The organism is Streptomyces viridochromogenes DSM 40736 (assembly GCF_000158955.1).
GTDB lineage: Bacteria > Actinomycetota > Actinomycetes > Streptomycetales > Streptomycetaceae > Streptomyces > Streptomyces venetus.
Map to the genome: position 1 here is coordinate 2,990,224 of NZ_GG657757.1, position 10,866 is coordinate 3,001,089.

Consider the following 10,866-nt stretch of genomic DNA (forward strand, 5'->3'; position numbering starts at 1 on the left):
CGACGTGTTGTCCGGGGCCTTCCCGGTTCACCTGGGTCTTCCCGGTTCAGAGGTCGCGTACGTCCACCGTGTAGACGGAGCGGACGCCGTAGGGGACGTACAGGGCGTCGCCGACGAGGACCGGCGGGGCTCCGGAGGTGACGAGCGCGCTGTCGACACGACCGCCGTCGTCGCGGCCGGGCCAGGTGTCCTCGACTTTGCCGGTGCCCGCGTCCAGGGCGGCCAGGCGGCCGCTGGGGGACGCGAAGTACACGTGGGTGGCGGAGGCGGCCGGTGGGCCCTGCTGCTCCACGGTGGAGTTGGACTCCCACAGCGTCCGGCCGGTGCGCGGCGAGACCGCGCGGACACCGCCGCTGCTTCGGGTGAAGTAGAGCGTGCCACGGACCAGGTACACGTTCGCGTCCTCGGGCCGGGGCTGCGCGAGCCGTCGCACGGTGAGCACGTGCGAGGAGACGTCGATCAGGGTCAGGCCGCCTCCCGTGGTGAAGGCGTCCGCGAGCACCAGGCGTCCGTCGTGCTGGCCGAGCACATCCGCGGCACCCTTGATCTCGACCTCCCAACGGGCCTTTCCGGTGGCCGGGTCCAGCTGGGAGACGGTGGTACGGGCGGCCTTGCGGTCCTCCGGGGAGGTCGCGCATACGAGGTAGGCGCGGTCGGCCGCCGTGCGCAGCAGGCAGTCGCCCCGACCGTCCGGCTTCGGGCGCTTCCAGCGAGCCTCGCCGGTCTCGGCGTCGAGCAGGGCGTACTCGTCACCCTGGGGTCCGTAGAAGGTGACGACACCCTCGGGCACGGCCGTGGACGCGCCCTGCGCGCTGTCGGGGGCCGTGGCCATGAATCCGCTGCCGGTCGGGGTGCGCCAGAGCACCTTGCCACTGCCGGGGGCCAGGGCGAGGACCCGGTAGCTGCTCCATATGCCGTTCGCTGCGTCCCGCTCGTCGGCCTCGTAGGCGTAGACGCGGCCGTCGCCGGTGCCGATGATCGCGCCCTCGTCGCCGAAGCTCTCGTCGGGCGTGGGGTCGACGGGCATGGACCAGGTGTTGCGGCCGTCGGCGAGACCGAAGCGGGTCGCCGCGAGGTAGGCGCCGGCACACACCAGGGAGGTGTCGACGGCGGCGCAGCCCGCGAGTGGGCTGTCGGATCCGCCCAGGACGCGCTCGCTGCCCTCGGGGGCCTTCGCCGAGGTGGCCCAGGGCTTCCAGCCCTCGGGGAGGTCGCTGCGGGCGGCGGGGGGTGCGGGAGCGGGGGCGGAGTCGCTGTCGCGGCTGAGGGCGTCGGTGAGGACGACGGTGGTGGCGGCCAGTACGGCGGTCAGGGCGGCCATGACGGCCGCGGCGAGGAGGTACCGGCGTCTGCGGCCACCGGACGGCCGGGTGGGCTCCGGCGCCATGTCGCCGGAACGGGTCGCCGGGGTCCCGCGACGCACGGGATCGGTTCCTCGGCTCGCCGGGCGGCCGGACTGCGTCGGGGCCCCGGGGCGGGCCGGATCGGCCCCCAGGCCCTCGGACGCCGAACGGCCGGACGGGGCCGGGACCCCGGGGCGGGCCGGATCGGTTCCCGGGCCGTCCGGTGCCGGGGGTGGGGCGGGGGTGTGGCCGTCGCCCAGCAGGGTCAGGAGTTCGTCGGCGGTGACGCGGGACTTGGGGTGCTTCTCCAGGCAGAGGCGCAGGAGCGGGAGCAGTTCGTCCGGTACACCGGAGAGGTCCGGTTCGCCCTCGACGACCCGCAGGGCCGTTTCGTAGGGGCTCGGGCTGTCGAACGGTCCGCGGCGGGTCGCGGCGTAGGCGAGGACCGAGCCCAGGGAGAAGACGTCGGCGGCGGGGCCGACCTCCTGGGGGGAGGCGAACTGTTCCGGGGACATGAAGGGCGGGGTCCCCATCACGCGGCCGGTCTGGGTGAGGACGTCCGCGGCGGCGAACTCGGCGGCGCGGGAGATGCCGAAGTCGATGACGCGGGGGCCGTCGTCGGCGAGCATCACGTTGGCCGGCTTCAGGTCGCGGTGGACGACTCCGGCCCGGTGGATGTCGCGCAGCGCCTCGGCGAGGCCCGCGGCGAGTTCGCGCAGGCGGGGCGGCGGGAGCGGGCCGTGCCGGCGGATGTGGGTGCCGAGGTCGGCGCCGGGAATGTAGAGGGTGGCCATCCAGGGGCGCGGGGCGTCGGCGTCCGCGTCCACGACCGGTGCGGTGAAGGCGCCGCTGACCTGGCGTGCGGCGGCCACCTCGCGGCGGAACCGGGCGCGGAACTCGTCGTCGTCGGCGTACTGGCCGTGCACGACCTTGATCGCGAGGCGTCGGCCGGAGGCCGAGCGGGCCAGGTAGACCACGCCCATGCCGCCGGCGCCGAGACGGTCCTCGATGCGGTAGCCGCCCACCTCCGCCGGGTCGGAATCGCGCAGCGCCATCCCCGTACGTTCCCCCCGTCACGCACCGTCCTGTGGTCGGGGCGAGCGTATCCGCCCGCGCCGGAGACCCACGGCGCGGGGCTCCGGAGGGGGCGCGCCCCTCCCGGTCAGAAGCTGATGGAGTTGATGGTCTCCGCTATCGAGTTGAGGAACCGCTGGATGTCGTCGGCCATGCCGGTCGAGGCGAGGAAGAAGCCGAAGAGGACCGCCACGATCGCGGGACCGGCCTTGATGGAGCCGCCTCTCAGCAACACCACAAGGATGATCGCCAACAGCAGCACCACAGACAGTGAAATGGCCACAACTGATCACACCCTAGGTCGGTTCGCTCTCCCGGCCCGGGGACGCGACCCCGCGCACCCCCGCCAGAACCATCGTGCCACCAACCCGGCCCCGCTATGCGGCCGGTGACGCATCGACCACCTCACTCGTGTCCGGAGCCGCGGACGTCACGTGGGTCCGGGGCCCGACGCGGGGCCCCAACGGCCGAGACTCGTACGGCAATTCGATACGCCACCCACCCCGGGAATTCGCCTCGGTCGTTTCCGTATCCACACAACGCGTTCGCAGCTAATTCGAATTGCCGCCACGGGCTCCCCGATGCCCCCGTGTGCGGGCACGGAAGGGCGCGGAGGCGGACATTCCACCGGAGTCGCCTGCTGGTCTTATGCACTGCTTAGTCCGGAAGTATGCCGACAAGAGGAGCCTGCGCGGTGTACGCAATCCGCCATCGGACGATGTGTTGGCCATCACGCCGACAGTGACGTCAACTACCCGTAATCCGGGGTACTCACAGCGAATAGCCAGGATTAACGTCCGGCGTTTTACGAATAGCCGCAGGGAACGCTAGGGTGCCTCAGATGTTCCACGCTGCCTCGTCCCCCGCACGCGCAGCGAGGTCCCGGATCGTCTCCCCGAACTCCTGGTGGGAGGGTCTGTGACGAACTCGCTGCGACCGAACGGCGACCGCAGGGCGCCACTTCCCCCGGCCCGGTCATCGGCCGACGGAGTGCCGAGCCCGCGCTCGCCGCAGAGCCCGCAGAGCCCTCAGAACGGCAAGCAGCGCGACGCGTTCTTCGACAACGCCAAGTACCTCGCGATCGTGCTGGTGGCCATGGGCCACGCCTGGGAGCCGCTCAAGGGCGACAGCCGGATACTCGAGGCCACGTACCAGGTCGTCTACGCGTTCCACATGCCGGCGTTCATCATCATCTCCGGTTACTTCTCGCGCAGTTTCGACATGCGGCCCGACCGGCTCAAGCGCCTGATCACCGGCGTCGCCGTGCCGTACATCGTCTTCGAGACGGCCTACCCGCTCTTCAAGCGCTGGATCGACAACGACCCGAGTCAGGAGATCAGCCTCCTCGACCCCTGGTACCTGACCTGGTTCCTGGTCGCGCTGTTCGTCTGGCGGCTGACCACCCCCATCTGGAAGGTGGCGCGCTGGCCGCTGCCGCTCGCGCTCGGCCTCGCCATGCTGGCGACCGTCTCCCCCGAGATCGGTGACGACCTGGACCTGCAGCGCGTCCTGCAGTTCCTGCCGTTCTTCGTGCTGGGCCTGGTGATGAAGCCCGAGCACTTCCAGATGGTGCGCCGCCGTTCGGTGCGGATCGCCTCGGTGCCCGTGTTCGCCGCCGCGCTGGCCTTCAGCTGGTGGGCGGTGCCGCGCATGAACACCGCGTGGTTCTACCACCGGGACTCCGCGCAGGAGCTGGGCGCCCCGTGGTGGACCGGCCCGGTCATGGTGCTCGCGATGTTCGGCTGCTCCCTGGTGCTGACCGCCTGCTTCTTCGCCTGGGTGCCGCGCCGCCACATGTGGTTCACCGCTCTCGGCGCAGGCACGCTCTACGGCTACCTGCTGCACGGCTTCCTGGTGAAGGCCGGTGACTACCAGGGCTGGTTCGAGGCGACCTGGTTCCACCAGCCGCTCGGCGAGATCGCCGTGACGGTCCTCGCCGCCGCCGTCGTGACGGTGCTGTGCACCAAGCCGGTGCAGCGCATGTTCCGGTTCGCGATGGAGCCGAAGATGGAGTGGGCCTTCAAGCGGGACGCGGCCGAGCTCGCCCGCGAACGCCAGAGCGCCGAGCGGCGCGAACGCGAGAAGGTCAACGCCTGACCCCCACGGCAGGACTCAGCTGACGAGACCGAGAAGTGCGCGCATCCGTGCGTACTTCTCGGTCAGTCGTTTCCGGGTGTCCGCGTCGAGGACCGCGAGGCGTGCCGGGTCCGCGTTGTGCGCCAGGTCCGCCTCCTTCACCAGCAGCGCGCCGGGTGTGGCGAGGATGCGCGCGGCGTACGCCTCGGGCGGCTCCCCGGCCCGCTTGGTGACCGCGAGGACGATGTCCTTGGTACGGCTGCTGAGCGCCGCCTCGCGCAGCCACTGCGGCGACAGCGCGTCGTCCTCGACGGCGTCGTGCAGCCAGGCCGCCGCGATCTGCTCCTCGTCGCCGCCCCTGGCCCGTACGCCCTCCGCGACGGCCCGCAGATGTTCGGCGTACGGCCGCCCCGCCTTGTCGGTCTGGCCGGTGTGCGCGGCGCGGGCGGTGGCCTCGACCTGGGCCAGGGTCAGCGGGGTGCGGGGTGTCTCGGTCACCGCCCCAGTGTCTCCCGGCGCAGCGCCGCCCGGGCCGGCAGGGCGCGGAAAACCCCACCTCAGCGGGTGGCGGCAGCCGTCGGGCCCTCTCGGCAGATCAGCAGCAGGGCCCGGTCGTCGTTGACGTCCTTGGCCACTGACTCGATGAGGTGCCAGGCGGCGCCGTGGAAGCCGCCGGGCACGTAGCGGTCGGCCTCGCCGGTGAGGCGGTCGATGCCCTCGACGATGTCGCGGTCGGCGGTCTCCACCAGGCCGTCGGTGAACAGCATCAGCACGTCACCCGGCCGCAGCGAACCCTTCACCGGGTCGAACTGGGCGCCGTCGTACACCCCGAGGAGCGGTCCCTCGGCCGCCTTCTCCTCCCAGCGGCCGCTGCCCGCGCTGAGTTGCAGGCCCGGCGGATGCCCGGCGGAGTAGAGCTCGTAGTCGCCCGAGTCCAGGTCGAGGACCAGGTGGATGGAGGTCGCGAAGCCCTCGTCCCAGTCCTGGCGGAGCAGGTAGCCGTTCGCGGCGGGGAGGAAGGCGTGCGGCGGGAGGGAGCCCAGCAGGCCGCCGAAGGCGCCGGACAGCAGCAGGGCGCGGGAGCCCGCGTCCATGCCCTTGCCGGAGACGTCGGTGAGGACGACCTCGAGCGTACGGCCGCCGTTGGTGCGCGCCGCCACGACGAAGTCGCCGGAGAAGGACTGGCCGCCGGCGGGGCGCAGGGCCATCTCCCGGTGCCAGCCGTCGGGCAGGTCGGGCAGCTTGCTCTGCACCCGGATGCGTTCGCGCAGGTCGAACAGCATGGTGCCGCCGCGCCGCCAGGGCACACCGACCCGGCTGCGGAACTGGGCCAGCAGCAGCCCGAAGAAGCCGCAGGCCGCGACGACGAGCACCGCGCCCGGGGTGACCCTGGACGGGCCCTCCGTGTAGGGGCCCAGCTGTACCGACTCCACGATCAGCGCGGTGGCCGCCGCCGCGTACAGGCCGAGCAGGCTCGCCGGGCGCAGCAGCAGGCCGCCCACGACGACCGGCAGGACGAGCGCGGCCGGTGAGAACCACACCGAGTTCGCCAGCGTGGCCGCCGCGATCAGCGGGACGGTCAGGAACAGACCGGCCAGGGCGATCCAGTCCGAGCCGTCACCGCGGAAGTAGTCCACGGCGGCTCGGCGCACGCCGACGCGGGCCCGGTGCCACTGCTTCTTCAACCGGGCCGTGAACGTGTCGGCTTCCGCGCGCCGCTCTCGTCCTGATGCCATTAGTTCGGGACCCTATCCATCGGACCAGCCGCTTGGCACGGGAGGTCCCACTTGTCCCCCGTCCGAGGGCCGACTTCACAGTGAACTTCACCACGTGCCGCCCTGCCGCCGCCCAGGAGAAATTCCCTCGCTCGTCCCGCATTGCCCTGGTAGGCATGGCCCATGGCGACTGACTCGACCGGCTCCGCGGCGACCCCGCGGGTGCTTCGGCAGGACGACTGGGACAAGTGGTACGACACCCTCGTACGGGGCTTCGGCGGGGTGCCGGAGGCCGCCGAGGAGCGGGAGTTGTGGAACTCGCTGACCGAGTTCGACCGTTCACTCGGTGTGTGGGACGGGGCCGAGTGCGTGGGGACGGCGGGGGCGTTCGGCTTCCGGCTCACCGTGCCCGGCGGGGCCTCGGTGCCGGCCGCGGGCGTCACGATGGTCAGCGTGGCCGCCACGCACCGGCGGCGCGGTGTCCTGACGTCGATGATGCGGCGGCAGTTGGACGACGTCCGCGCCTGGGGCGAGCCGCTGGCCGTGCTCACCGCTTCCGAGCCGGCGATCTACGGGCGCTTCGGGTACGGCGCCGCCACCTTCCATCTGAACGCCGAGATCGACACGAGCCGGGTGCGGCTGTCGTCCCTGCCCGCGGGTACGGACGAGGTGCGGGTGCGGTACGCCGACCCCACCGAAGTGCTCGACGTGTGCGAGGCCGTGTACGCGCGTCTGGTGCCGTCGCGGCCGGGGATGCTGGCCCGGCAGCCGGGCTGGGAGCGGCTCGGGGTGCTCGATCCGGAGAGCGGGCGGGAGGGCGCGTCGCCGTTGCAGTGCGTCCTCGCCGAGCGGGACGGCGAGACGGTCGGGTACGCCCGGTACCGCGTCAAGCCGGGCTGGGAAGTCGCGGGTCCCGAGGGCACGGTGATGCTGAAGGACTCGGCCGCGCTGGACCCGGCGGCGGACGCCGCGCTGTGGCGCTTCCTGTTCGGTATCGACCTGACGTCGAAGCTGTCGATGTACGGGCGGCCCGTCGACGACGCGTGGCAGTACCTGGTGTCCGACATACGGCGCTGTCAGCCTCGCTTGCGGGATTCGCTGTACGTGCGTCCGGTGGAGGTGGGCGCCGCGTTGCAGGCCCGGACGTATCAGGCCCCGGTGGACGTGGTGTTCGAGGTGGAGGACGCGTTCTGCCCCTGGAACGCCGGGCGTTGGCGGCTCAGCGGCGATGCGAAGGGGGCGTCCTGCGAGCGTACGGCGGACCCGGCGGACATCGCGTTGTCGGTACGGGAGCTGGGGGCGGTGTATCTCGGCGGGGTGAGCCTCTCGGCGCTGGCGGCCGCGGGGCGCGTACGGGAGGTGCGGCGGGGGGCGGTGGCGGAGGCCTCGCTGGGGTTCGGGGCCGACGTGGCTCCGTGGCTGCCGCACGGGTTCTGATCCGGAGGGGTGTTCAGGGGCGCTGGCAGGCCGGGCACCAGAAGAGGTTGCGGGCGGCGAGATCGGCGGTGCGGATCTCGCCGCCACAGATGTGACAGGGCAGGTCGGCCCTGCGGTACACGTACACCTCGCCGCCGTGGTCGTCCACGCGGGGCGGCCGGCCCATCGCCTCCGGGGTGTGTTCCGGGCGGACGGTGTCGATGCGGTTGTTGCGGACCCCCTCGTGCATGAGCTCCACCAGGTCGGTCCAGAGGGCGTGCCACTCGGCCGGGGTGACGTCCCTGCCCGCGCGGTACGGGTCGATGCGATGCCGGAAGAGGACCTCCGCGCGGTAGACGTTCCCCACGCCCGCGATGACCTTCTGGTCCATGAGGAGGGCGGCGATCGTCGTACGGCTACGGGCGATGCGCCGGTACGCGATGTCCGGGTCGGCGTCGTCACGGAGCGGGTCGGGGCCGAGGCGGTCGTGTATCGCCTGCTTCTCCGGGGGCGTGATCAGGGCGCAGGTGGTGGGGCCGCGGAGGTCGACGTACGCCGTGTCGTTCGCGAGGCGGAGGCGGACGGTGTCGGTGGGCGGGGGCGCGGGGGCCGGGCCGAAGGTGACCTTGCCGAACAGGCCGAGGTGGATGTGGACCCAGTCGGTGTCGCGGAAGCCGAGGAAGAGGTGCTTGCCGTGGGCTTCCGTGCGGGTGAGTTCCGCGCCGGAGAGGAGGGTGGCGGCGGGGGCGAACTTGCCCTGCGGGCTGCTCGTCCGGGGGGCGGTGTGGAGGAAGGCGGCGGCGTAGTCCTGGGCCAGACGGTGAATGGTGTGGCCTTCCGGCACGGATCTCTCCAGTGATCGTCGCCTTCGCCCACCCGTCCGGAGCGGGCCTGCGCCCTGACGCCGCTACGCTCCCCCGGCCTGTGTGCGCAGGGGAGCGGTCCCGTTACTGCTGGGGGTGGTGCGGGGGGATGGGGGGCAGGTCGCCGGTCGTCTCGTAGCTCTTGAGCATGTCGATGCGCCGGATGTGACGCTCGTCACCGGAGAACGGTGTGCTGAGGAAGACCTCGACGAACTTCGTCGCCTCGTCCTGCGAGTGCATGCGCGCGCCCACGGCGACGACGTTGGCGTTGTTGTGCTGGCGGCCGAGCCCAGCCGTCTCCTCGCTCCAGGCGAGGGCCGCGCGGACGCCCTTGACCTTGTTCGCGGCGATCTGCTCGCCGTTGCCGGAGCCGCCGATGACGACGCCGAGGGCGCCCGGGTCCGCGGCCGTGCGCTCCGCGGCGCGGAGGCAGAACGGCGGGTAGTCGTCCTGGGCGTCGTAGATGTGCGGGCCGCAGTCGACGGGGTCGTGACCCGCCGCCTTCAGCCACTCGACGAGGTGATTCTTGAGTTCGTAGCCCGCATGGTCCGAGCCGAGGTACACGCGCATGGGATGAGTGTGACACGGGTGTTTCGGGGAAGGTGCGCGGGGTGGCGCTCACGAAAACCTGAGCCGAATGTGAGGCGCATTACGGAAGCTCAGGAAAACCTCAAGTAACAATCTGGATTCAAAGGTTCTCCTATTCGTTCGCCTCAGATTCACTGGACCGGCTCGTACACCGCTCGTACGAGCCTCTGTACACCGTCACGCCACGACACACCCCGTTCGTGCGGCTCGTGCGGTCCGTACAAGTACAGCCCCCGGCGCAAAGGAAATCCGTTCCATGACCTCGCAGCCGACGCCGAAGACGACTGGAAACGATCGCGGAGGCCCCGGAGAACCCGGCGGCCCCGGCGGTAGCGGCACAGCCCACGACTCCGGGCTGCAGGCCGGTCTCAAGAACCGGCATCTGTCGATGATCGCCATCGGCGGTGTCATCGGAGCCGGCCTGTTCGTCGGGTCCAGCTCCGGCATCGCCACCGCCGGCCCCGGCATCCTCCTCTCCTACGCCCTCGTCGGCACGCTCGTGGTGCTGGTGATGCGGATGCTGGGTGAGATGTCGGCCGCCAACCCGACCTCCGGTTCCTTCTCCGCACACGCCGACCGCGCCCTCGGATCCTGGGCCGGCTTCTCCATCGGCTGGCTCTACTGGTTCTTCTGGGTCGTCGTGCTCGCGGTCGAGGCGACCGCCGGCGCGGTGATCCTGGAGGGCTGGATACCGGCCGTGCCCCAGTGGGGCTGGGCCCTGATCGTGATGCTGGTGCTGACCGCAACCAACCTGGTCTCCGTCGGGTCGTACGGCGAGTTCGAGTTCTGGTTCGCCGGGATCAAGGTCGTCGCGATCGCCGCGTTCATCGTCATCGGCGGACTGGCCGTCTTCGGGCTGCTTCCCGGTGTCGACAGCGAGCAAGCAGGACTGAGCAACCTCACCGCGCACGGCGGCTTCCTGCCCCACGGTGCGGGCGCCATCCTCACCGGTGTGCTGCTCGTCGTCTTCTCCTTCATGGGCAGCGAGATCGCCACCCTGGCCGCGGGTGAGTCCGAGAACCCGCAGCAGGCCGTCACCAAGGCCACCAACAGCATCATCTGGCGTGTCGCCGTCTTCTACCTCGGCTCGATCTTCGTCGTGGTCTCCCTGCTGCCGTGGGACAGCAAGTCCATCACCGACGACGGCTCCTACGTCGCCGCGCTGGACTCCCTCGGCATTCCGCACGCCGGTCAGATCATGAACTTCATCGTGCTGACCTCGGTGCTGTCCTGTCTCAACTCCGGCCTCTACACCGCCTCCCGCATGGCCTTCTCGCTCGGCCAGCGCGGCGACGCCCCGAAGGCGTTCGCCCGCACCACCTCGCGCGGCGTGCCGCGCACGGCGATCCTCGTGTCCGTCCTGTTCGGCTTCATCGCCGTCTTCTTCAACTACAAGTTCCCGGACTCCGTCTTCCTGTTCCTCGTGAACTCCTCGGGAGCGGTCGCCCTGTTCGTGTGGCTGGTGATCTGCTTCTCGCAGCTGCGGATGCGGAAGATCATCCAGGCCGAGGCGCCGGAGAAGCTCGTCGTGAAGATGTGGCTGTACCCGTACCTGACCTGGGCCACGGCCGGGCTGATCGTGTTCATCCTCGGTTACATGCTCACCGACACCGAGCACGACGGGCGCACCACCATCCTGCTGTCGCTGCTCGTCGCGGCGGTCGTCCTCGTCATCTCCTTCGTGAAGGAGAAGACGCGCGGCAGGCAGCGGGCCGCCGAAGCCGCGCAGGCCCGGGACGAGGTCCCGGCCGGCTGACCGCCGGACGCCTGCCCACCGGTGTGCGGGGCCTG

Annotated in this window: 9 protein-coding genes; 3 read left to right on the plus strand and 6 right to left on the minus strand. The window is 71.2% G+C overall.

Annotated elements, in window-relative coordinates:
- Nucleotides 1–46 precede the first annotated feature (46 nt).
- The gene (locus SSQG_RS43440) at nucleotides 47–2,398 is read right to left on the minus strand and encodes a protein kinase domain-containing protein (protein ID WP_003990236.1); all 2,352 of its coding nucleotides are present in this window, start codon (nucleotides 2,396–2,398) and stop codon (nucleotides 47–49) included.
- Between the two features lie 107 nt (nucleotides 2,399–2,505).
- Entirely contained in the window at nucleotides 2,506–2,700 is a 195-nt protein-coding gene (locus tag SSQG_RS13070) for a hypothetical protein (protein WP_003990237.1), read from the minus strand.
- Between the two features lie 635 nt (nucleotides 2,701–3,335).
- Between SSQG_RS13070 and SSQG_RS13075 the strand changes: the two genes are divergently transcribed.
- Entirely contained in the window at nucleotides 3,336–4,514 is a 1,179-nt protein-coding gene (locus tag SSQG_RS13075) for an acyltransferase family protein (protein WP_039932560.1), read from the plus strand.
- A 15-nt stretch (nucleotides 4,515–4,529) separates the two neighbouring features.
- Here SSQG_RS13075 and SSQG_RS13080 read toward each other — a convergent pair whose 3' ends face one another.
- Nucleotides 4,530–4,991 (minus strand): HD domain-containing protein, encoded by a 462-nt coding sequence (locus SSQG_RS13080; RefSeq protein ID WP_003990239.1) that lies wholly within the window; start codon nucleotides 4,989–4,991, stop codon nucleotides 4,530–4,532.
- A gap of 59 nt (nucleotides 4,992–5,050) precedes the next feature.
- Nucleotides 5,051–6,229 (minus strand): PP2C family protein-serine/threonine phosphatase, encoded by a 1,179-nt coding sequence (locus tag SSQG_RS13085; RefSeq protein WP_003990240.1) that lies wholly within the window; start codon nucleotides 6,227–6,229, stop codon nucleotides 5,051–5,053.
- A 162-nt stretch (nucleotides 6,230–6,391) separates the two neighbouring features.
- On the opposite strand from SSQG_RS13085, the gene SSQG_RS13090 reads away from it, so the two are divergent.
- A complete protein-coding gene (locus SSQG_RS13090) occupies nucleotides 6,392–7,645 on the plus strand; it encodes a GNAT family N-acetyltransferase (protein WP_003990241.1) in 1,254 nt (417 codons plus the stop codon).
- A gap of 13 nt (nucleotides 7,646–7,658) precedes the next feature.
- Here SSQG_RS13090 and SSQG_RS13095 read toward each other — a convergent pair whose 3' ends face one another.
- Together SSQG_RS13095 and SSQG_RS13100 are read right to left on the minus strand one after the other, a co-directional pair.
- A complete protein-coding gene (locus SSQG_RS13095; RefSeq protein ID WP_039932564.1) occupies nucleotides 7,659–8,468 on the minus strand; it encodes an Fpg/Nei family DNA glycosylase in 810 nt (269 codons plus the stop codon).
- Nucleotides 8,469–8,571: 103 nt separating this feature from the next.
- The gene (locus SSQG_RS13100) at nucleotides 8,572–9,057 is read right to left on the minus strand and encodes a ribose-5-phosphate isomerase (protein WP_039932566.1); all 486 of its coding nucleotides are present in this window, start codon (nucleotides 9,055–9,057) and stop codon (nucleotides 8,572–8,574) included.
- 274 nt (nucleotides 9,058–9,331) lie between these two features.
- Between SSQG_RS13100 and SSQG_RS13105 the strand changes: the two genes are divergently transcribed.
- A complete protein-coding gene (locus SSQG_RS13105; RefSeq protein ID WP_003990244.1) occupies nucleotides 9,332–10,831 on the plus strand; it encodes an amino acid permease in 1,500 nt (499 codons plus the stop codon).
- The last annotated feature ends 35 nt before the right edge of the window (nucleotides 10,832–10,866 follow it).

What these genes read in the sequence shown, in the direction of transcription:
- SSQG_RS13105 (WP_003990244.1), top strand. Translation starts at nt 9,332, where the DNA reads ATGACCTCGCAGCCGACGCCGAAGACGACTGGAAACGATCGCGGAGGC.
- SSQG_RS13085 (WP_003990240.1), bottom strand. Translation starts at nt 6,229, where the DNA reads ATGGCATCAGGACGAGAGCGGCGCGCGGAAGCCGACACGTTCACGGCC.
- SSQG_RS43440 (WP_003990236.1), bottom strand. Translation starts at nt 2,398, where the DNA reads ATGGCGCTGCGCGATTCCGACCCGGCGGAGGTGGGCGGCTACCGCATC.
- SSQG_RS13100 (WP_039932566.1), bottom strand. Translation starts at nt 9,057, where the DNA reads ATGCGCGTGTACCTCGGCTCGGACCATGCGGGCTACGAACTCAAGAAT.
- SSQG_RS13090 (WP_003990241.1), top strand. Translation starts at nt 6,392, where the DNA reads ATGGCGACTGACTCGACCGGCTCCGCGGCGACCCCGCGGGTGCTTCGG.